Annotated in this window: 20 protein-coding genes; 13 read left to right on the plus strand and 7 right to left on the minus strand. The window is 60.5% G+C overall.

Annotated elements, in window-relative coordinates; genetic code table 11:
- The first annotated feature begins 2 nt into the window (after positions 1-2).
- From trpC to BM399_RS19315, 4 genes are all read left to right on the plus strand, one after another.
- Entirely contained in the window at positions 3-806 is an 804-nt protein-coding gene (gene trpC / locus BM399_RS19300) for an indole-3-glycerol phosphate synthase TrpC (RefSeq protein ID WP_092869410.1), read from the plus strand.
- The gene (gene moaC, locus BM399_RS19305; protein WP_092869411.1) at positions 803-1,279 is read left to right on the plus strand and encodes a cyclic pyranopterin monophosphate synthase MoaC; all 477 of its coding nucleotides are present in this window, start codon (positions 803-805) and stop codon (positions 1,277-1,279) included. The genes trpC and moaC overlap by 4 nt, the downstream gene beginning before the upstream one ends.
- A gap of 96 nt (positions 1,280-1,375) precedes the next feature.
- On the plus strand, positions 1,376-2,587 hold the full coding sequence (locus BM399_RS19310) for a molybdopterin molybdotransferase MoeA (RefSeq protein ID WP_092869412.1): 1,212 nt from the start codon (positions 1,376-1,378) through the stop codon (positions 2,585-2,587).
- 130 nt (positions 2,588-2,717) lie between these two features.
- On the plus strand, positions 2,718-3,557 hold the full coding sequence (locus BM399_RS19315; RefSeq protein WP_092869413.1) for a transglutaminase-like domain-containing protein: 840 nt from the start codon (positions 2,718-2,720) through the stop codon (positions 3,555-3,557).
- Positions 3,558-3,581: 24 nt separating this feature from the next.
- Here BM399_RS19315 and efp read toward each other — a convergent pair whose 3' ends face one another.
- Positions 3,582-4,151 (minus strand): elongation factor P, encoded by a 570-nt coding sequence (gene efp / locus BM399_RS19320; RefSeq protein ID WP_092869481.1) that lies wholly within the window; start codon positions 4,149-4,151, stop codon positions 3,582-3,584.
- A 152-nt stretch (positions 4,152-4,303) separates the two neighbouring features.
- Here efp and epmA point away from each other — a divergent pair, with 152 nt between their 5' ends.
- The 7 genes from epmA to BM399_RS19355 all read left to right on the plus strand — a co-directional run bounded on the left by epmA (position 4,304) and on the right by BM399_RS19355 (position 11,368).
- Complete coding sequence (gene epmA / locus BM399_RS19325) at positions 4,304-5,353, plus strand: EF-P lysine aminoacylase EpmA (protein WP_092869414.1); 1,050 nt, start codon at positions 4,304-4,306, stop codon at positions 5,351-5,353.
- 245 nt (positions 5,354-5,598) lie between these two features.
- Positions 5,599-6,075 carry a GFA family protein gene (locus tag BM399_RS19330; protein ID WP_092869415.1) on the plus strand — a complete coding sequence of 159 codons (477 nt, stop codon included), beginning with the start codon at positions 5,599-5,601 and terminating at the stop codon, positions 6,073-6,075.
- Positions 6,072-7,142, plus strand: a complete 1,071-nt coding sequence (locus BM399_RS19335) for a lysine-2,3-aminomutase-like protein (protein ID WP_092869482.1) — start codon at positions 6,072-6,074, stop codon at positions 7,140-7,142. Before BM399_RS19330 ends, BM399_RS19335 begins: the two co-directional genes overlap by 4 nt.
- A 145-nt stretch (positions 7,143-7,287) precedes the next feature.
- Positions 7,288-9,435 (plus strand): molybdopterin-containing oxidoreductase family protein, encoded by a 2,148-nt coding sequence (locus tag BM399_RS19340; RefSeq protein WP_092869416.1) that lies wholly within the window; start codon positions 7,288-7,290, stop codon positions 9,433-9,435.
- 190 nt (positions 9,436-9,625) lie between these two features.
- Positions 9,626-10,012, plus strand: a complete 387-nt coding sequence (locus BM399_RS19345; RefSeq protein ID WP_092869417.1) for a DUF3307 domain-containing protein — start codon at positions 9,626-9,628, stop codon at positions 10,010-10,012.
- A 160-nt stretch (positions 10,013-10,172) separates the two neighbouring features.
- Positions 10,173-10,730: a sigma-70 family RNA polymerase sigma factor gene (locus BM399_RS19350; RefSeq protein WP_092869483.1), complete on the plus strand. Its 558-nt coding sequence runs from the start codon at positions 10,173-10,175 to the stop codon at positions 10,728-10,730.
- Entirely contained in the window at positions 10,727-11,368 is a 642-nt protein-coding gene (locus BM399_RS19355; protein WP_092869418.1) for an NrsF family protein, read from the plus strand. Before BM399_RS19350 ends, BM399_RS19355 begins: the two co-directional genes overlap by 4 nt.
- A 21-nt stretch (positions 11,369-11,389) precedes the next feature.
- Here BM399_RS19355 and BM399_RS19360 read toward each other — a convergent pair whose 3' ends face one another.
- Complete coding sequence (locus BM399_RS19360) at positions 11,390-11,932, minus strand: TetR/AcrR family transcriptional regulator (protein ID WP_177228226.1); 543 nt, start codon at positions 11,930-11,932, stop codon at positions 11,390-11,392.
- A gap of 77 nt (positions 11,933-12,009) precedes the next feature.
- On the opposite strand from BM399_RS19360, the gene BM399_RS19365 reads away from it, so the two are divergent.
- The gene (locus tag BM399_RS19365; RefSeq protein WP_092869420.1) at positions 12,010-12,978 is read left to right on the plus strand and encodes an NAD-dependent epimerase/dehydratase family protein; all 969 of its coding nucleotides are present in this window, start codon (positions 12,010-12,012) and stop codon (positions 12,976-12,978) included.
- Between the two features lie 97 nt (positions 12,979-13,075).
- Here BM399_RS19365 and BM399_RS19370 read toward each other — a convergent pair whose 3' ends face one another.
- From BM399_RS19370 to BM399_RS19390, 5 genes are all read right to left on the minus strand, one after another.
- Positions 13,076-14,353: an NAD(P)/FAD-dependent oxidoreductase gene (locus tag BM399_RS19370; RefSeq protein WP_244531382.1), complete on the minus strand. Its 1,278-nt coding sequence runs from the start codon at positions 14,351-14,353 to the stop codon at positions 13,076-13,078.
- A 55-nt stretch (positions 14,354-14,408) separates the two neighbouring features.
- Complete coding sequence (locus BM399_RS19375) at positions 14,409-15,233, minus strand: ABC transporter permease (RefSeq protein WP_092869422.1); 825 nt, start codon at positions 15,231-15,233, stop codon at positions 14,409-14,411.
- Positions 15,230-16,132 (minus strand): ABC transporter permease subunit, encoded by a 903-nt coding sequence (locus BM399_RS19380; RefSeq protein ID WP_092869423.1) that lies wholly within the window; start codon positions 16,130-16,132, stop codon positions 15,230-15,232. Before BM399_RS19380 ends, BM399_RS19375 begins: the two co-directional genes overlap by 4 nt.
- A gap of 8 nt (positions 16,133-16,140) precedes the next feature.
- Positions 16,141-17,337: an ABC transporter ATP-binding protein gene (locus BM399_RS19385; protein WP_092869424.1), complete on the minus strand. Its 1,197-nt coding sequence runs from the start codon at positions 17,335-17,337 to the stop codon at positions 16,141-16,143.
- A gap of 89 nt (positions 17,338-17,426) precedes the next feature.
- Positions 17,427-18,536, minus strand: coding sequence for a polyamine ABC transporter substrate-binding protein (locus BM399_RS19390; RefSeq protein WP_092869425.1), 1,110 nt, complete (start codon positions 18,534-18,536; stop codon positions 17,427-17,429).
- Between the two features lie 483 nt (positions 18,537-19,019).
- On the opposite strand from BM399_RS19390, the gene BM399_RS19395 reads away from it, so the two are divergent.
- Positions 19,020-20,420, plus strand: coding sequence for a glutamine synthetase family protein (locus BM399_RS19395; protein ID WP_092869484.1), 1,401 nt, complete (start codon positions 19,020-19,022; stop codon positions 20,418-20,420).
- Positions 20,421-20,518: the final 98 nt, after the last annotated feature.

Consider the following 20,518-nt stretch of genomic DNA (forward strand, 5'->3'; position numbering starts at 1 on the left):
AGATGGCCGACATCCTCGACAAAATCACCGCCTATAAGCGCGAAGAGGTCGCGCGCGCCAAGACGCTGAAGCCGCTGCGCGTCATTGCCGAGTATGCACGTTCGGCGCCGAAGGTGCGCTCGTTCGCCGGCGCCATCGAAGCGAAGCTTCAGAAAAAGCAACCCGCACTGATCGCCGAAATCAAAAAGGCTTCACCTTCGAAAGGCCTGATCCGCGCCGACTTCGATCCGCCCGCTCTCGCCAAGGCCTATGAGGCAGGCGGCGCCGCCTGTCTTTCGGTGCTGACCGACCGGCCATCGTTTCAAGGCGCACCCGAGTTCTTGACGGCTGCACGCGAGGCGACGTCGCTTCCCGTATTGCGCAAGGACTTCATGATCGACACCTACCAGGTTGCAGAAGCCCGCGCCTGGGGCGCCGACTGCATCTTGATCATCCTCGCCGAGGTCGACGACGCGACGGCTCACGATCTCGCGGCCGCGGCGCAGGACTGGGGCATGGATGCCATCGCCGAAGTCCATGATGCAGAGGAACTGCAACGCGCGCTGAAGCTCGATTGCCGCCTCATCGGCATCAACAATCGCAACCTCAAGACCTTCGAGGTGAAGCTCGAGACGACAGAAGTGCTCGCACCGCAAATTCCCGCCGGCCGGATCGTCGTCGGCGAAAGCGGCATCTTCACCAGCGCCGACATCGCGCGCCTCTCCAAAGTTGGCGTCGGCACGTTCCTGGTCGGCGAAAGCCTGATGCGGCAAGCCGATGTGACGGCCGCAACGAAGTCCTTGCTTCAGCCGGCGGCTGTCGCATGAGCAAGCTCTCCCACATCAACGAAAAGGGCGAAGCCCGAATGGTCGACGTCTCGGACAAGGCCACGACGGCCCGCCGCGCCGTCGCCGAGGGCTTTGTCGCGATGCGCCCCGCTACGTTGGAACTCGTCGAAAAGGGTGAGGCGCACAAAGGCGACGTCATCGGCACCGCGCGCATCGCCGGCATCATGGCCGCCAAGCGGACGCACGAGTTGATCCCGCTTTGTCATCCGCTCGCGATCACCAAAGCGACAATCGATTTCACGCTCTCACAGTCTCCTCCCGGCATCCGTGTGACGGCGGAGGTGAAAGTATCGAGCCAGACGGGCGTCGAGATGGAAGCTTTGACGGCCGTATCGGTCGCCTGTCTGACGCTCTACGACATGCTCAAAGCTGCCGACAAATCGATGATCATCGAAGGCGTACGCCTCATCGCGAAGGACGGCGGCAAGTCGGGTGTCTACCGTGCCAGCTAGAGCGTTTTCAAGCGAAGTGGACACCGGTTCGCGTGAAGAAAACGCGATGAAAAAAGACTCGCGTTCCGGAGGCGCCTGACGCCCATGTCACTCGGTATGTCACTGCTGCTGGTCACCGAGGCGCTGAAGCGCATTTTGGATGTTGCGTCGACACTGGAGAGCGAGAACGTCGGGCTGCTCCAGGCGCGAGGCCGCACGCTCGCGGCACCGCTCATCTCGAAGCTCGACAATCCGCCATTCGATGCCTCTGCGATGGATGGCTACGCCGTACGCGCGGACGACGTTGCGAGCATTCCCGCTTCGCTCACCGTGATCGCAGAGGCCGGCGCAGGCCGGCCCTTCACGGGATCGCTCGGCCAAGGCGAAGCCGTGCGCATTTTCACCGGCGGCCGTTTGCCGGAAGGCGCCGACGCGATCGTCATTCAGGAAAACGTCGACGCATCCGGAACTGCGATCACCGTGCGCGAGACCGCGGCCCGCGGCGCCAACATCAGACCCAAAGGCGAAGATTTCAGGAAGGACGATATCCTTCTCGAACAAGGGCGATGCCTGACCGCGCGCGACGTGCTGATCGGCGCATCGTCCGGTCATGCCGAGCTTCCGGTCGTGCGCAAACCAGTCATCGCCATCCTCTCGACGGGCGACGAGCTTGTTCCGCCGGGAAGCCCCCTAGGACCGGGCCAGATCTCCGCTTCCAATGCCTATGGCCTCGCGGCGATTGTTGAAGCAGCAGGCGCTGAAGCCCGCGTTCTCGGAATTGCGCGCGATACCTTCGCATCTCTCGACGAACGTATTGCCGCGTCCGATGGCGCCGACATTCTGGTCACGAGCGGCGGCGCGTCAGTCGGCGATCACGATCTCGTCCGCCCAGCGCTCGAAAAAGCGGGCGCCAAGCTCGATTTCTATAAAATTGCGATGCGTCCGGGAAAGCCGCTGTTCTTCGGATCGCGCGTTCAAAACGGCAGCACGCAACACTGCCTGGGCCTGCCGGGAAATCCGGTTTCCGCCATGATCTGCGCACGGGTATTTCTCGTGCCGCTCATCGGCCGGTTGCTCGGACGGGAAACCCCATTCCAAGCACTGACAGCCGTGCTCGCCGAACCGCTCCCCGCCAACGGCCCCCGCGAGCATTACATGCGCGGACTGTTGGATATGAGCGAGTCACCTCCACGCGTCGTAGCGTTCAAAAGTCAGGACAGCGGGCTGATCAAATCTTTGCAGCGTGCGGATTGTCTCGTCGTGATTCCGGCGAACACGCCGGCTCAGCCCCTCGGATCGCCGGTGAAAGTGCTGAAGCTCGATATCTGATGCATTAATAGGCACACGTCCCAATCGGACACCGGCATCCCGCGAATTCCGGGCGATTTCATCTTCTTCGGGAACATTCGAGCAGAGCGTCGCGTTTTTCGGGCTCATCTGTTGGGCCGAGGCGCTGTATATGCTTATTCACGTTGGTTACGATATCGGTCTGCAGCTTGATGCGCCGACGCCGCTTCTATTGCTTCTAGACGTCCATCCGAGCCGCCGCCGCGACATCGTCTACGAAAACGCGCTGAACGTTCCTGACATTCCCATCGAGCGCGGACTTGATCTCTATGGAAACCGGACGCAGCGGCTTGTTGCGCCCGCAGGTCCTTTAAAACTGAGCTACCGTGCCGTTGTGCGCGATCCAGGCGTTCTCGATGAGACGCCGCTCAATGCCCGCGAAATTCCGATACCCGACCTTCCGAACTACGCGATGCACTTCTTGAGCGGCAGTCGCTATTGCGAAACCGACGAACTGACGCCGATCGCGTGGCAGCTCTTCGGCAACGTTTCCCCCGGATACGCGCGCGTCAAAGCGATCTGCGAGTTCGTTCACAACCACATCAAATTCGATTATCAGGCCGCCCGCTCAACACGCACGGCAGCCGAAGCCTATAAGGAGGGAACGGGCGTCTGTCGCGACTTCGCGCATCTCGCCATCGCCTTCTGCCGCTGCCTCAACATTCCGGCGGCATACGTCAACGGCTTCCTCGGCGACATTGGCGTGCCTCCCGATCCCGCGCCGATGGACTTCAGCGCCTGGTTCGAAGCCTACATCGATCATCGCTGGGTGACGTTCGACGCTCGCCACAACGCGCCCAGAACCGGCCGCGTGGTCATTGCGCGCGGACGCGACGCCGCCGACGTGGCCATGATCACGTCGTTCGGTCAGCACTATCTGGGTGAGTTCAAAGTCGTATGTGAAGAAGTTGCACCGCAACGCGCGGAGCAACTGACGTCTCACGCGGCCTGATATCGATGGGCCGAGCCCGTCGAATTAGTCCTTCGCGCGCTCGACGTACGAGCCGTCAGCCGTCATGACGACGACGCGCGTACCGGCGCCGATGTGCGGCGGCACCATCACGCGGGCGCCGTTCGAAAGCTTCGCGGGCTTGTAGGACGATGAAGCTGTCTGGCCCTTGACGACGGGGTCGGCCTCGACGATTTCAAACGTCACGCGCTGCGGCAGTTCGATCGAGATCGGGTTGCCTTCGTGCAGCGATACGAGGCACGTCATGCCTTCCTGCAGCCACTGCCCCTGGTCACCCACCACGTCCTTGGAGATCGCGATCTGATCGAAGGTTTCGGGCTGCATGAAGTTGTAGCCCATGTCGTCTTCGTAGAGGAAATTGTAGTCTTTTTCATCGAGATAGGCGCGCTCGACCTGGTCGGTCGTGCGATAACGCTCGACAAGCTTCACGCCGTCAGCGATGCGGCGCAGTTCGAGATGGGTCACGGGGGTGCCCTTGCCCGGATGGATGTTTTCGGCGTGCATCACGACGGCAAGCCTGCCATCGAGATCGAGCACGTTGCCTTTACGAACCGAGCTTGCAATAACCTTCACCACGTAACCGTCTCCGATCTCAAAATTCATGCGCTACGGCCGCCACATGGGCGGCCGGCCGGCGGAAGCCTTCAGGGATTCTGTCGCGTCTCTTACCCGCTTAGTCAGTTGCCGCCAAGTGCGGCAACCCTGTGCTTAACCCTCAATTTGTCAGCATGTCGCAACTTTCCTCCTGGTGGAGACCTGATCGCCATGCCGACCGCAGGCCTTTTCTCATTGGCCGGGGCCGGATCAAGTCCGCGATAAGAAGTTGGTTTCTTTCGCAAGGGTTCCTCGAAGTCGAACCGGGCCTGTTGCAGGTTTCCCCCGGCAACGAGACACACCTTCACGCGTTCAGGACCGAGCTTATCGGAACCGACCTCTCGCGCCGGGACCTCTATCTCCACACGTCCCCTGAGTTCGCGATGAAGAAACTCCTTGCGGCTGGCGAGACGAAAATTTTCGCTTTCTCGCCGGTCTTTCGCAACCGCGAGCGGGGCAGCCTGCATTCGCCCGAATTCACGATGCTGGAGTGGTACCGGGCGAACGAACCGTACGAAACTTTGTGGGCGGATTGCCAGGCGATCCTCGATATCGCGGCCGAGACGACGGGGCGCACCGAGTGGTCGTTTCGCGGAAAGCCGTGCGATATCACCAGGCGCTACGACTGGACGACGCTCTATCAGGCGTTTGCTCAGTTTGCCGAAATTCCGCTGCACCAGACGACGAGCGCAACATCGGTTGATCGTGAGAAGCTTGCGGGCTTCGCGAGAGCCCAAGGCATTCGCGTCGGCGACGACGACACGTGGTCGGATATTTTCAGCCGCGTACTGGTTGAAAAGATCGAGCCGGGACTTGGACTCTACCGGCCGGAGATCCTGTGCGAGTATCCGATCTCGGAAGCCGCGCTGGCCCGCCCAAACGCGGAAGATCCGTGCGTAGCCGAACGCTTCGAGCTTTACGTCTGCGGCGTCGAGCTGGCGAATGGCTTCGGCGAATTGACGGACGCCGCCGAACAGCGCCGCCGCTTCGAAAAATGGATGGCCGACAAGCAGCGCATATACGGCGAACGCTATCCGCTGGACGAGGACTTCCTCGCAGCCCTCGCCCATATGCCACCGGCTTCCGGCTGTGCCCTCGGCTTCGACCGCTTGGCCATGCTGGCGACCGGCGCCGAGCGCGTCGATCAAGTGATCTGGACGCCGATGCCGTGCGATCTGGAATGATTTTATTGGCGAAGCCTTGGGGAAGACGTGATGATAGCACGGTTGGGAGATGTACTTTACTGGGCCAGTCTGATCGTATCTTTTTTGATTTTGGCATTCGCAGTCTACGATTTTCTAACTGCTCCGCTCGACCACAGTGACACAATTCTTCTCGCCTCTGTTCGTGCCGGGCTGATTATCGGGATTTGTCTTGTCGGACGAGCCGCCCGATATGTGCTTGCCGGACGTTAAGAGAGGCAAAGTCAATGAGTGGACATACGAACAAAACCGGCGGATGCCAGTGCGGAGCGGTCCGTTTCCGTGTCGAGGGAACCCTCGGCGACGCCTCCGTGTGCCACTGCCGGATGTGCCAGAAGGCATTCGGCGCCTTTTATGCTCCTCTCGTGAGCGTACGTGACGCAAAACTCGTTTGGACACGCGGAGCACCGGCAAAATTCCAGTCGTCGAATGCGGTGTTACGCGGCTTCTGCGCCAACTGCGGCACGCCGCTGACCTATGAAGCGCCGGACGGCGTGGCAATCGCCGTCGGAGCCTTCGACGATCCGGCGGGTATCGTGCCGAAAGTGCAGTGGGGCGTCGAAGCGAAGCTCCCGTTTGCGGACACCATTCCGACGCTTCCGCAGCACGACACACTCGCCGATACGAATGCGGCACCATTTCTGAAGACGCTCGTTTCCTATCAGCACCCGGACCACGATACGGATGTTTGGCCGCCGAAATGACGCTCATCGAAAAGAAGCTCACGTCGATTGACGATCTGATCGCGGCAGAACTCGTCTCGCGAAGCGACCGCGACGCGCTGACAGCAGTCTCCGCGCGCTACGCCGTCGCCCTGACGCCGGACATCGCAAACCTGATCGATCCGCACGACCCTGAAGATCCGATCGCCCGCCAGTTCATTCCCAGCGCCAAAGAACTCGCAACGAATCCGCGCGAAAAAGCTGATCCGATCGGAGACAATCTCAAGAGCCCAGCGCCCGGCATCGTGCACCGGTATGCCGACCGCGTTCTGCTGAAGATCGCGAGCGTCTGCCCCGTCTATTGCCGTTTCTGCTTCCGCCGCGAAATGGTTGGACCGAGCAACGGCGAAGCGCTTTCAGCCGCCGACCTTACAGCCGCTCTCGACTACATCGCCGCAAATCCCAAAATCTGGGAAGTCATTCTGACGGGAGGCGATCCGTTCATCCTCTCGCCGCGCCGCATCGAGGACGTCACCGCAGCATTGTCGGCGATCCCACACGTCAAAATCTTGCGGTGGCACACGCGCGTCCCGGTCGCAGATCCCGCCCGGGTTACGGACGACCTCATCGCTGCACTGAAAGCGACGACGAAAACCGTCTTCGTCGGAATTCACACGAACCACGCGCGCGAACTTGAAGGACCCGCAAGCGACGCCATCGCCCGGCTGGTCGATGCCGGAATTCCGCTTGTTAGCCAGACCGTGCTGCTGAAAGGCGTCAACGATAACGTCGACGCACTTGAAGCCCTGATGCGCCGCCTCGTCGAGTTACGCGTAAAACCGTACTATCTCCATCACGGTGACCTCGCGCCCGGCACCGCGCACTTTCGAACGACAATCGCCGATGGACGGGCGCTCATGGCCGAATTGCGCCGGCGCGTCTCTGGGCTCGCGCTGCCGGCATACGTGCTCGACCTGCCGGGCGCCTTCGGCAAGGTCCCGATCGAACGCCACGCCACGGCAACGCACGATGGCGGCAACGTTTTTACCGATCGCGAAGGCGGGACTCATCTCTACGAGGATGCCTGCGCCGCCCCCGGCGTGCCCTGATCGACGTTGGACCGTCGGGCATCATGCCCGGTCATATACTGATGCGCTCACAATCAATTCTTTCGATTGGACGCCTCGCAGTTTCGATGCCAGATTGTCACATCAGAACAGGCCGTTAAACGGCCGGCATCGACTGGAGGAATGAATGAACGACCAACCGCCTCGCGAAAAGTTTTTCGGCGCCTGCCCGCACGATTGCCCGGACACTTGCGCGATGATCTACGAAGTCCAGGATGGCCGTCTGGTCGAAGTGCGCGGCAACAAAGAACATCCCATCACACGCGGCGGCCTGTGCGTGAAGCTCAAGGACTTCGCCGAGCACCACGTCAACCCGGACCGGCTGATGTATCCGCTTCGCCGCGTCGGCCCGAAGGGCTCGGGACCGAATGGCGGCAACGTTTTCAAGCGCATCACCTGGGACGAAGCGATCTCCGAGATCGGCACCCGCTGGCGCGAAATCATCGCGCAGTACGGCGCGCAGGCGATCATGCCGCAAAGCTATCTCGGCAACATGGGCCTCGTGCAGGGCATCAACTCGGGCGACCCATTCTTCAACCGCCTCGGCTCGACCGTAAACGAGAAGACCTACTGCACGTCGGGCTCGTCGACTGCGTGGCTCATGACGCATGGTCCGACGGGCGGGGTCGACCCGGAAAGCTTCGTACACAGCAAGTACATCGTAATCTGGGCCTGCAATTCGATCTCGACCAACCTGCATCATTGGCCCTTCGTGCTCGAAGCGCAGAAGCGCGGCGCCAAGGTCGTCGTCGTCGACCCCTACAAATCCCGGACCGCGAAGGCCGCCGACTGGCACATCGCCCCCAAGCCCGGCACGGACGGAGCACTGGCGCTCGGCATCATCAATTCGATGGTCGAGCAGGGACTGATCGACCAGGACTACGTCGACAATTACGTGCACGGGTTCCCCGAACTCAAAGCTCGCGCGGCGGAATTCACGCCCGAATACGTCGAAGAAATTACCGGAGTCAAAGCGGCCGACGTCTCCAAGTTCGCCCGCGAATTTGCAACCTCGCAGCCATCCGCCATCCGCATCGGCGTCGCGATCGAACGCTCGGCGGGCGGCGCGCAAGCAGCCCGTGCGGTTTACGCAATTCCGGCTGTCTGCGGTTCATGGCGTCACGTCGGCGGCGGCATGCTGCAATTGCCGCTGTGGGACTTCCCCGTAGATTGGGTGAAGGCCGCCCGGCCCGACTGGATCAAGCCCGGCACGCGAGTCGTCAACAATCTCAGGCTCGGCCAGGCGCTGAACGGCGAGATGAAGCTCGATCCGCCGATCAAGAGCATGTTCGTCTTCTGCACGAACCCCGTCAGCCAGTCGCCCGAGACCAACAAGATCGTCGAAGGCCTGATGCGCGAAGACCTGTTCACGGTCGTTGCCGAACACTTCATCACCGATACGGCGAAATACGCCGACATCATCCTGCCGTCCGCCATGGCGGGCGAAGCCGAAGACATGATGTGGTCTTGGGGCCACTTCTATTTCACGTACAATGAGAAGGCCATCGACCCGCCCGGCGAATGCAAACCGACGAGCGAGATGTGGCGGTTGCTCGCCAAGGAGATGGGCTTCGACGACCCGGTCTTCAAAATGACCGACAGCGAACTTTGCGCCGAATATATCAACTGGACCGATCCCAAGATGGGCGGCGTCGACATGGAGTACTTCAAGAAGCACGGGTACTACAAAATCGATGTCGGCTCCGCGGATACGCGCACGCCGCACAGCGAGGGCAAATTCCCGACCCCATCGGGCAAAATCGAACTGCTACTGCACGACGCGAAGAACTTCGTCGCCGGGCCGTTCCGCGCCATGTACGAGGGCGAACAAGACGGCACGCCGGTCGATCCGCTGCCCGGCTACGTGCCGGTTCGCGAATCGCCGGAGACCAACCCGGAACTGGCCAAGCGCTATCCGTTGAACATCATCTCACCGAAGAGCCACGCCTTCCTGAACTCGTGCTACGCCAACGAGCCGCACAAGATCAAAATCCAAGGCGAGCAGTTCGTGATGATTTCGCCGGCCGATGCCGCCAAGCGGAACATCCGCGAAGGCGACCCGGTGCGCGTGCAGAATGAGCGCGGCAACTTTGAAGGCGTCGCGCGTGTGACGGACGACGTCACGCCCGGCATCGTCGTTGCGACGCTCGGCTATTGGCGCTCGCTCAACCGCTCGGACGGGTCGGTCAACTCCATCTCGTCTGACGCATGGAGCGGCCTCGGCCGGGCACCGACGTTCTCGGACAATCTGGTCGAGGTTCAGCGCGTGAACTGAGGCGGCACACACGTCGACGAAGCTCTGAGGTCTGCACGGCCATGGTTGTGCAGACCTCTTGTTCCCTAGGTGACATCCTACGGGGCTACATTGCGCTATAACTGTCCCGGGGAAGTAGGTTGACGACCTGACATGAGCCTCCGGAGCGTCCGGGCGCTCCGGTCGTCCGCCAGGCAGGCGATGGAAGCTCATGTCACCCGTTCACGCGGCGCTCGCCGCGATCACATATCTGCTCGTCAAGCACGCGATCGCCGACTTCATCCTCCAGACGGACCAGATCTTCCGCCAGAAGGGATCCTACGGTGCGCCCGGCGGGCTGTGGCACGCGCTCATCCATATCCTATTGACGGCGCCCGTCTTTTTGCTCTTCCCCGGCGGCGGTCCGGGCCTCGCCGCAGTGCTCCTCGGCGGAGAATTCGTCCTTCATTATCATATCGACTGGACGAAAGAGCAGATCGTCCGCCGCGAAGGGTGGACGCCGAAGGACAAATATTTCTGGTGGGCTCTCGGTATCGACCAGCTGTTGCACGGCCTCACCTACGTCGCCATCCTTTGGATTTGGCTGCCCGCCGCCTAACCAGCGCCTTTATGCCCATCTTGCGCAGCATGTCGCGGGTCTGCCATATGCGGCAGGGCGCGTGGACTGGCGTACCAATCCGCACACCCCGTTAATATTGTTCCACACCCGGCGTAACGTTTCGCCATCCGCCACCGAAGACAACTGAGAAGGCGTGAATTTGGACCGAAAGGCTCGAAACGCTGAGTGGACGGCACTGATGCGCGCCGCAATCGCGGGCGATCAGGCAGCCTATCGCCGCCTGCTCTCCGAGCTTTCGCAGGCGTTGAGAGGCGTCGTCCGCCGGGGCTTCGCAGGCGTCGGCGTGCCGGCGAGCGAGGTGGAGGACGTGGTGCAGGACGTACTGCTGGCAATCCATTTGAAAAGACATACATGGGACCAGACGTTGCCGCTCGGCCCTTGGGTGATCGCCATCGCGCGCAACAAGATGATCGACGATCTGCGTCGCCGTGGCCGGCGCCCGGAAGTCCCGGTGGATCTGAGCGAGTTCGACTTCGAAGGCGAGGACCAGCAGGCCTCGATCGATGCCCATGATGTGGAGCGCATCCTCGGCCGCCTGACGGACAAGAACCGCGATATCGTTCAGTCGATCAGCATCGACGGGCAATCGGCGCGGGACGTTGCTGAGCGCCTTGGGATGAGTGAAGTGGCCGTTCGCGTGGCCTTGCATCGAAGCCTGAAGGCGCTGGCAGATACCTATCAAGAGAAGAAATTATGAAGACCGACGACCTCATCAATGCCATTGCCGCTGATGCCAAAAGCGTCGAGCCGCCGATTGCGCAGACGGTCGCGATGGCTGTTGGCGTCGGCGCATTGATCTCGGCCCTCATCTTTCTCTGGACGATCGGCATCCGGGACAATTTCGCGGAATCGATGGCGACGTCGCTGCGCTTCGTCTTCAAGTTCGTGCTGACGCTGAGCCTCGCAATTCCCGCCTACGTTCTCGTTCGCGGACTGTCGCGGCCGGATTTCCAGCCCGGAAAGAAACTGTGGTTGCTCGCCCTCGCCCCGGCGCTGCTTCTGATTGGCATTGCGCTCGAGCTTCTCTCGGTGCCGCCGGACGAATGGCACGCGCGGATGATCGGCCACAATTCCGTGGCGTGCCTCATCCTCATACCGCTCCTGTCGTTGGCGCCGCTAGCCGCTGTTCTTTACGCACTTCGCTGCGGCGCCCCGGCGAACCCGGCGATTGCAGGCGCTGTCGGCGGACTACTTTCGGCCGGTATTGGGGCGACGCTCTATGCCAGCCACTGCCTCGACGACAGCCCGCTGTTTCTCGCGGCCTGGTATACGATCGGCATTGTTGTGATGACCGGCCTCGGCGCGCTGATCGGATCGCGCATTTTACGCTGGTGACAGCCGTGGCTTACCAACCAACTACTTTGGTCGCACGAGCTTGGCCATAAGCGCCTCGAACAGCAATTCGCTTGTGGACTTTATTTCGGCAGCGGGCGTGCCTTGCATGAGCAGGGTCACGACTCCGTTGGAGGCTGCCCAGATCGTTCGTGCCGCGGTGTCGACATCAGTCGTCAAACGGCCTTCGATTGCCAAGCGCTCGACGATCGCCCGCATAATGATGAAAGCCTCTTGGCTCGCGCTCGGATCAGACCGCGTGCTCTCGATCATCAGCCGGAACAGTTTGGGGCGTTCGAGCGCGAACGCGATCCAACCGTTCCAACCGCGCTTCAGATCGGCCATGGCATCCGTCGTCTGACGGTTGGCCCGCTTGTGCGCCATGAACGTTTCGACGCCCCGGGCGACGACGGCGCGCAGCAAACCATCTTTGTCACCGAAGTGATGATAGAGCGTCGGCGCAGTCACCCCCGCAGCCTGACAAACCGCGCGCGTCGTCACGGCCTCGAAGCCGTCTTTTTCCAGAAGACCGACAGCAGCGTTCAAGATCTCGTCTTCGGTCGCCATCATCACTCTCAAAAATGGGGCTTGCAGGTTTCTATAGCGGCGCTATATTGAGGCTATAGCATCGCTATAGAGGTAGCATGAAAAAGGCATTCGTCACAGGGGGCTCCGGCTTTGTCGGCAGCGCATTAATTCGGCGGCTCGTGGCACAAAATGTTCGTGTCGTGGCCCTTGTCCGCAGCGAGGCTGCAGCGGCAGCAGTCAGGAACGCGGGGGCAGACGCCTGTCGCGGCGACCTGCTGGACGAACGGGCCATTACCGAGGGCATGCGGGGCTGCGATACGGTGTTCCACGTTGCCGGGCATCTGAGCCAATGGGACCCTCGTGAAGTCTTTCACAAAGCCAACGTACTTGGCACCCGAACGATGCTCGCGGCGGCGAAGGCCGCAGGCGCGTCGACATTCATTGCGGCCGGAGCCTCCGCCGTCGTCATGGGCCGGCCCATGTCAATGAAGGACATATCGGAAGACCTGCCGCTTCAGGCGCCTTCATGGGCTCCCTACATCGAAACGAAGGCGGAAGCTGAACGATTGGTGCGGCAGGCGAATACGTCCGAACTGCGCACGGTGGTGATCCGGCCGCCGCTGATCTGGGGCGCGGGGATGCCGATGCTCGAAGAGATGGTCGCTGCGGCAAAGGCCGGCCACTTCGTGTTGCCGGATGCCGGGCGGCAAGTCATGTCCACCAGCCATGTCGACAACGTCGTAGAAGGCTTGGTCTTGGCTGCCGAAAAAGGCCGGGGCGGCGAAGCCTATTTCGTGACGGACGGCGAAGACACCACGCTCAAAGACGTGCTGACCGATCTTTTTGGGACACGCGGGGTTCCGCCCATCAAACGTAGCGCCCCATTCGGTTTAGCCTGGTACATGGCGGCTGCCATGGAGGCCGTGTGGCGTACATTTCGTCTTCGCTCCAAACCACCAATCACACGTCAGACCCTGCGCATGATCGGCCAGGACTTTACCCTCGACATCTCCAAGGCACGCCACGATCTCGGTTACATACCGGTCATCAACTGGGCTGACGGTATCTCGCGCATGCGCGGATAGCCCGGATAAGCCAAACCTCATCATCCAAGGCGGAAACGCCTGAGCGCGAATCTTCGTGCCATTGGCCCAGCCATGACCCGCGCGGCTCTGACTTTTCCTAAAGCAAATCGCGAATGCGGTAATACAGCATCCCGAGCGCCAGCACGTAATTGCCCGCGACCTCGCTGAGCGGCAACCGGACGTGCTTGATCCGCTCGAACAGATCGAACTGCTCCGTCTGCCCGCAAATCGCGTCTGAAACGATTTCGGCCGCGATATGCGTGGCGTTCACCCCATGCCCCGAATACCCCTGGAGATAATAGAGGTTCGGCTGAAGCCGCCCGATGGCCGGCACACGGTTGACCACGATGGCAATCGTTCCGCCCCACGCGAACTCGACCCGCACGTCTTTCAACTGCGGAAAAACCTCGACCATACGCGGGCGCATGACGGCGGCGATATCCGGCGGATCGCGATTGGTATAGTTGCAGCGACCGCCAAACAGCATGCGCCGGTCGGCCGACATCCGGTAATAATCGAGTACGATGTTACTGTCGGCGACCGCAAGATTTTGCGGATCGACGGTCGCCGTCTCGGCTCCGGTCAAAGGCTCGGTGGCGATGATATAGCTGCCCGCTGGCAGCATCAGGCCTTTCAGTCCCCGCTGGCCGAACCGGTTGAAAATCTCGCCGCCGATGACGATCGTCTGCGCTTCGACCCGGCCGCGATCCGTCTGAACCCAGGGCTTCGCTCCACCCGATAGATTGATGGCAGGCGAATTCTCGAAAATCTTGACCCCGAGCGAAGCGGCGGCGTTCGCCTCGCCGCGGCAGAGATTGAGCGGATGCAGGTGGCCGCTCCGCCGGTCGATGTAGCCGCCGTAATAAGACGTCGTCCCGAGCACGCTCGGCATCGCGTCCGCTTCGACGATCTCGAGCCCGCCGCCATCGCCGTCCTTGATGCGATCCTCGACGTAGTCCCGCATGTGATTCATGTGCCGGGGACGCGCCGCGACTTCCATCCAGCCGTACTTCAGATCGCAGGCGATGCCGTACTTCGCGATTCGGCCCTCGATGATCTCGTGACCGCGGTAACGTATGTCGCGAACGAGCTTCGCACCCGCTTCGCCGAGCTGCTGCTTGATCGTTGCTTCGCCGCTGATGCCGCCGATCATCTGGCCGCCGTTGCGTCCCGAAGCGCCCCAGCCGATGCGCTTGGCTTCGAGCAGCACCACGGACCGGCCGCGCTCGGCCAACGTCAGCGCCGTGGCGACGCCCGAGAAGCCGCCGCCGATAACGCACACATCCGCCTTGACCGTACCTTCAAGCGCCGGATAGCGCGTCTGGTCGTTTGCCGTCGCGGCGTAGTACGAGCGTATGTAATCTGGATCGGTCACGATAAGCCGCTGCTTAGCGCGCCGGGCGGCGAAACACAAATCCCGCGTGACATCCTCAGCCCGTAGCTCCGAAAGCCTTGCGCCGTTCCCGTTCCGAGCGTTCCGTCTGTCGCTTCGTAACGTACGCTGCCAGGAGCAACCCGATTGTGACAATGCCGATCAGGATTGTCGAAATGGCGTTGATTTCCGGCGTCACGCCGAGTCGAACCTGACTGTAGATCTTCATAGGCAGCGTTGTCGCGCCGGGCCCGGTCGCGAAGCTCGAGATCACGAGATCATCGAGTGATAGCGTGAATGACAGCAGCCATGCCGAGATCACGGACGGCGCGATGATCGGCAACGTCACCTGGAAGAAGGTATTGACCGGCGTTGCACCTAAATCCATCGCCGCCTCTTCGACGGATTTGTCGAAGTCCTGAAGGCGCGCCTGCACGACGACTGCCGCATAGCACATCGTGAAGGTGATATGCGCCAGTGTAATGGTCCAAAAGCCGCGGTCGAATCCCATGGCGACGAACAACAGAAGCAGCGACAGCCCGATGATGACTTCCGGCATGACGAGAGGGGCGAAGATCATGCCCGAGAAAAGCGTGCGGCCGGGGAAACGCCCCATCCGCACCAGCGTGATCGCAGCGAGCGTGCCAAGAACCGTCGAGACGGTCGCAGACACGAGCCCGACGCGGATCGTCACCCAGGCGGCATCCTTCAAAGCCTGATTTTCGAGAAGCGAGCTGTACCACTTCGTCGAGAAGCCCGCCCACACCGTGACGAGCTTCGACTCGTTGAAGCTGAATATCACCAGGAGCAGGATCGGAATGTAAAGGAACGCGAAGCCCAACGTGATTGACGTCAGATTGAACCAGGAGAAGTTTTTATTCATCGCCCGCTCTCCCGCTCATTCTGCTGCTGGCGCTGGAAGAGTACAATCGGGATCGTCAACACCAGCAACAGGATGACCGCCACGGCCGACGCAAGGGGCCAGTCACGGTTGTTGAAGAATTCATTCCACAGCGTCTTGCCTATCATCAAGGTATCGGACCCGCCCAACAGATCCGGGATAACGAACTCGCCGACGGCTGGAATAAAAACGAGAAGGCAGCCCGCAAAGACGCCGGGCAGCGATAGCGGAAAGGTGATTTGCCAGAAGGCCCGCCACGGTCGCGAGCCGAGATCCTGCGCCGCTTCGAGCAATGCCGGATTGATTTTTTCGAGGCTCGCATAGAGCGGCAGTATCATGAACGGCAGATACGAATAGACGATGCCGATGTAGACCGCCGTCGTCGTGTTCATGATCTGCAGCGGCTCGCTGATGATGCCGAGCTTCATCAGGAACATTGTGAGGAACCCTTCCGGCTTCAGGATCGCGATCCAGGCATAGATGCGGATCAGGAACGAAGTCCAGAATGGGAGGATGACGAGCATCATCAGCGTCGGCTGCCAAGCCCGCGGCGCCCGCGCCATGCCATACGCCATCGGGTAAGCGACGAGCAGCGTCAGAACAGTCGAGATCGCCGCAATCTTCAAGCTCGAGAGGTAGGCGTTGACGTAAAGCGGATCGCCGAAAATGAAGGTGTAATTCTCGAAGTCGAGCTGCGAGATGAACTTCCCGATGCCCTCCGACCAGCTGAACGTCGGTATGTAGGGCGGAATGGCCGTCGCGACGTCGGAAAGCGAGAGCTTGAAGACGATGAAGAACGGAATGAGGAAGAAGATCAGCAACCACAAATATGGCGCCGCGATTACATACCAGCGTCCGAGGCCGTTAGCCTTTGCACTCATCGTTCGCCTCAACCCGTCAGAACCACGCCCGCGTCCACGGGCCAGTCGAGCCAAACGCCGTCTTCCCAGCTGATCGGCCGCTCGACGGTATGCGCTGCGTTGGCGCGCAATGCCGTAACGCGTTCCCCCGGAGCGGTGCGGACATGATAATGGGAAATCGATCCGAGATACCCGATGTCCTCGACTTTGCCGGGAATGGCGTTGACCGCACTCGCTGGCTGCTCATGCGCGATACGGATCTTCTCCGGCCGGAGCGCCAGGCACACCTGCTGACCGACAGCCACCGGCTCGGAACTCCGTGTTTTGAATTGATAGCCGTCCTTCGCATTGATCTCGATGCAGCCGTCACCGATCGCAGAGACCGTTCCCTCGAAGATATTCACGTCCCCGATGAAGCCTGCGATGTAGCGGGTCTTCGGATTCTCATAGATATCGCCGGGCGTCGCGACCTGAACCAGAACACCCTTCTCCATGACGGCAATCCGGCTCGCGACCGTCATCGCCTCTTCCTGATCGTGGGTCACGATGATGAAGGTCGTGCCCGTCGTTTCCTGAATGCGCATCAGCTCGAATTGGGCCTGCTGGCGCAGCTTCTTGTCGAGTGCGCCGAGCGGCTCGTCGAGCAGAACGATCCGGGGCTTCTTGGCTATCGCGCGCGCAAGAGCGACACGCTGCTGCTGTCCGCCCGACAGCTGATTGGGCTTGCGTTTCGCAAACTGCCGAAGCTCCAGCATGCCCATGGCTTCATCGACGCGTTCGGCAATCAAGTTTTTGGGCATGCCCTCCTGGCGGAGCCCGAAACCGATGTTGCCTTCGACCGTCATATGCGGAAAGAGCGCATACGACTGGAACATCATGTTCACGGGGCGCTGGTAGGGAGGCAGGTCCGAAATGTCTTGCCCGGCGACGATCGTCTTCCCCTGCGTCGGCCGCTCGAAGCCGGCGAGCATTCTGAGCAGCGTACTCTTTCCGCAACCCGACGGACCGAGCAACGCGAAGAACTCTTTCTCATAAATGTCGAGCGTCACGTCGTTGACGGCGACGAAATCGTCGAACCGCTTCGTTATCCCCTCGAAGCGAACGATCGGCGGCAGGCTCGGGTTTTTCCAAGGAGCGAACCCTGACTGCGGCGCAGCCGTGCGAGGGCCGGCACGCTGGGAAGAGGCATTCGTTGCCTGTTGATCGCGCGCAGTCACAACACCCATGTCTGACGTCCTTTAAGCATTCCTAGCGGCCCAATCACTGCCGACTGTAAAAGAAAAAACCGCGCCAGGGTTGCTGGCGCGGTTTTTGGTTATTGCCCAGTCGTGATACGGGTCCACATTCGGGTTACCAGCCGTTGCGTTTTGTTGTCCCAAGCGGTCTTCACGTAGAGCTTCTTGAATGTGTCGGGGTCCGGATAGACCGCCGGGTTCTTCAATACACTCTCTTCGATATCTTTCTGCGAGGCAAGGTTTCCGTTGGCGTACTGAATGAAGTTCGATGCCTTCGCCATCACTTCCGGACGGTTGAGGTAGTTGAGGAAAATGTGAGCCTCCTCGACATCCTTGGCATCCGCGGGGATGGCCATCATGTCGAACCACATCTGCGTGCCTTCCTTCGGGATATGATACTTGATCACCTGGCCGTTCTTGGCGTCGGTTGCACGTGTACCGGCCTGAAGGATATCGCCAGACCAGCCGAGCGCCATGCAGATGTCGCCGTTGGCAAGCGCGTTAATATATTCCGAGGAATGGAATTTCTTGATGTAAGGCCGGATCTTCATCATCACTTCCTCGGCCTTCTTGAAGTCCTCTTCCTTGGTGGTGTTGGGATCGATGCCCAAGTAGTTGAGCACCACTGGAAGAACGTCTTCCGGTGAATCGAGCACGTAAATTCCGCAATCCTTGAACTTGGCGGCGATCTCAGGCTTGAAGATGATGTCTAGAGAATCGACCGGTGCATCCGGCATGCGTTCCTTGATCTTGGCTTCGTTGTAGCCGACGCCGGTCGTACCCCACATCCAGTTCATCGCGTACTGATTGTCCGGATCGTACTGGGCGACGCGATTATAGACGTCGGGCCAAGCGTTCGCGAAGTTCGGAATCTTAGATTTGTCGAGCTTCTGGAAAACGCCCGCCTTGATCTGACGCGACAGGAACGAGCCGGTCGGCACGACGACGTCATACCCGCTGCCGCCCGCCAGGAGCTTCGTTTCCAGAACTTCGTTGCTATCGAAAACGTCGTAGACGACCTTGATGCCCGTCTCTTTCGTGAAGTCCGTCAGGATCTCCGGGTCAATATAATCCGACCAGTTGTAGACCTTAACGACCCTATCCGCTGCATAAGCCCCCGCGCCGACTAGCGTAACAGCGGCCGCAGCAATGCCTGCGGCGCAACGCACCACTTTCCCTACAGTCAACATTGGATTTCCTCCAGAACCTGTCGCAACCAGGAACGCCCGAAAAGAGCACTCTCATCGCAGAACGCTTTCATCAGCGTTTTGCTAAACATCTACCATTCTGCTCAATTAATCTGCGGAGCACAACGGACCAATGGAGAAAGATTGAAGTAAACGCCGTCAGCATAACCAGTAAAGATGGCAAACTAAACTGCGCGTTCTTCGAGCAAGTGCTGCCCCATTGAACATTGATATGTTTTCATGCGAACGGCGGTAAGCAAAAGCTATGCTGCATCGCTCTATTGAGGTTCTACCGCCGACCAGCTTAACTCTGCTGGCTTTCTGAACTCCAAACTCCGACACGCGTGACGATGCCCGAAGCGATGCGCAGAGCTTGGCCGGTGGCTTGGCTCGAACGGCCTTCGGAGCCGTGAAGCATTCCACTAGACGCCACCAATCGAGACGCGCCACATGGAAACCAACAAACCAAAATTCTCAGGTGCCCTTATGACTGCCCCACCCGCACGAATCCTGACCGAAGATGGCGACTTCGGCGCCGGCTCGACGCCCGAAGCTCTTCGCGATTGGCTTCGCCAGCATCGTATCGAAGAAATTGACTGCGCCGTACCGGACATTGCAGGCGTTGCACGCGGCAAGACGATGCCCGCCGAGAAGTTCGTGAAGCTCGATGCCGTCCACCTTCCGATTTCGATCTTCCATCAGACGATTACAGGCGACTACGTCGGCTTCGAAGAGGACGGTCAGGAACTCTACGCCGAAAGCGATCTGATGATGGTGCCGGATCTTTCGACCATCCGGCCCGCGCCCTGGGCATCAAGTCCAACGGCACAGGTCATTCATGACGCTCAATGGCAGAGCGGAGACCCTGTCGAGATCGCGCCCCGCAACGTTCTGAAACGCATCGTCGATCTCTACGCCAAGGAAGGCTGGGTGCCGGTCGTCGCGCCTGAACTCGAATTCTATCTGACGAAGACCAACCCCGATCCCGACTATCCGCTGGAGCCGCCAATGGGCCGCTCAGGCCGCCCCGGCGCCGGCCGCCAGGCCTATAGCCTCGGCGCCGTCGACGAATACGACAAGATCGTCGACGACATCTACGAGTTCGCCGAGCGCCAGTATCTGAAGATCGACACGATCATTCAGGAAGGCGGCGCAGCCCAGCTCGAAATCAATCTGCTTCACGGCGATCCGGTCGATCTCGCCGATCAGGTTTTCCTCTTCAAGCGGACCATTCGCGAAGCGGCATTCGCGCAAAATTGCTACGCGACGTTCATGGCGAAGCCCCTCGCCAACCAGCCGGGCAGCGCCATGCACGTCCATCAAAGCGTCGTTGATGCGAAGACGGGCAAGAACATCTTCACGCAGCCGAATGGCGAACCGAGCAAGCTGTTCTTCAATTTCCTCGCCGGTCAGCAGGCATACCTGCCAGCCGCGATGTGCCTCATCGCACCCTACGTCAATTCCTATCGCCGGCTCGTGCCGAACGGCGCCGCACCGATCAACGTCGAATGGGGATACGACAACCGCTCTGCCGGATTGCGGGTGCCGATCTCACCGACAGCCGCGCGACGCGTTGAAAACCGCCTCGCCGGCGCCGATTCAAATCCCTATGTCGCGCTCGCAGCCAGCCTCGCTTGCGGCTATCTCGGAATGAAGAACGAGCTCGAGCCGCGGCAAGCCGTTGTCGGCAACGCCTATCGAAATGACCACCAGCTGCCCCGCGGCTTGCTTGAAGCGCTGACCGACTTCGAAGAGAACACCGCGCTCCACGACATCCTCGGCAAACGCTTTTGCCACGTGTACCTCGCATTGAAGCGCAGCGAGTTCGAGGAATTCATGCGCGTCATCAGCCCGTGGGAGCGGGAGCATCTTCTCCTGAGCGTTTGATCTGAGCTGATCCTCAAAACGGCCGCGGGGCTCTCCCCGGCCGCCCGCCGCCAAGTCTCGCGCCCAATGCGTTGCATGCGGACGATCCGCCAACGCCA

This window comes from Hyphomicrobium facile, assembly GCF_900116175.1.
Taxonomy (GTDB): Bacteria; Pseudomonadota; Alphaproteobacteria; order Rhizobiales; family Hyphomicrobiaceae; genus Hyphomicrobium_B; species Hyphomicrobium_B facile.

What these genes read in the sequence shown, in the direction of transcription:
- BM399_RS19315 (WP_092869413.1), top strand. Translation starts at nt 2,718, where the DNA reads ATGCTTATTCACGTTGGTTACGATATCGGTCTGCAGCTTGATGCGCCG.
- moaC (WP_092869411.1), top strand. Translation starts at nt 803, where the DNA reads ATGAGCAAGCTCTCCCACATCAACGAAAAGGGCGAAGCCCGAATGGTC.
- trpC (WP_092869410.1), top strand. Translation starts at nt 3, where the DNA reads ATGGCCGACATCCTCGACAAAATCACCGCCTATAAGCGCGAAGAGGTC.
- epmA (WP_092869414.1), top strand. Translation starts at nt 4,304, where the DNA reads ATGTCGCAACTTTCCTCCTGGTGGAGACCTGATCGCCATGCCGACCGC.
- BM399_RS19380 (WP_092869423.1), bottom strand. Translation starts at nt 16,132, where the DNA reads ATGAGTGCAAAGGCTAACGGCCTCGGACGCTGGTATGTAATCGCGGCG.
- BM399_RS19340 (WP_092869416.1), top strand. Translation starts at nt 7,288, where the DNA reads ATGAACGACCAACCGCCTCGCGAAAAGTTTTTCGGCGCCTGCCCGCAC.
- BM399_RS19385 (WP_092869424.1), bottom strand. Translation starts at nt 17,337, where the DNA reads ATGGGTGTTGTGACTGCGCGCGATCAACAGGCAACGAATGCCTCTTCC.
- BM399_RS19375 (WP_092869422.1), bottom strand. Translation starts at nt 15,233, where the DNA reads ATGAATAAAAACTTCTCCTGGTTCAATCTGACGTCAATCACGTTGGGC.
- BM399_RS19365 (WP_092869420.1), top strand. Translation starts at nt 12,010, where the DNA reads ATGAAAAAGGCATTCGTCACAGGGGGCTCCGGCTTTGTCGGCAGCGCA.
- BM399_RS19395 (WP_092869484.1), top strand. Translation starts at nt 19,020, where the DNA reads ATGACTGCCCCACCCGCACGAATCCTGACCGAAGATGGCGACTTCGGC.
- BM399_RS19335 (WP_092869482.1), top strand. Translation starts at nt 6,072, where the DNA reads ATGACGCTCATCGAAAAGAAGCTCACGTCGATTGACGATCTGATCGCG.
- BM399_RS19360 (WP_177228226.1), bottom strand. Translation starts at nt 11,932, where the DNA reads ATGGCGACCGAAGACGAGATCTTGAACGCTGCTGTCGGTCTTCTGGAA.
- BM399_RS19355 (WP_092869418.1), top strand. Translation starts at nt 10,727, where the DNA reads ATGAAGACCGACGACCTCATCAATGCCATTGCCGCTGATGCCAAAAGC.
- BM399_RS19330 (WP_092869415.1), top strand. Translation starts at nt 5,599, where the DNA reads ATGAGTGGACATACGAACAAAACCGGCGGATGCCAGTGCGGAGCGGTC.
- BM399_RS19345 (WP_092869417.1), top strand. Translation starts at nt 9,626, where the DNA reads ATGTCACCCGTTCACGCGGCGCTCGCCGCGATCACATATCTGCTCGTC.
- BM399_RS19310 (WP_092869412.1), top strand. Translation starts at nt 1,376, where the DNA reads ATGTCACTGCTGCTGGTCACCGAGGCGCTGAAGCGCATTTTGGATGTT.
- BM399_RS19390 (WP_092869425.1), bottom strand. Translation starts at nt 18,536, where the DNA reads ATGTTGACTGTAGGGAAAGTGGTGCGTTGCGCCGCAGGCATTGCTGCG.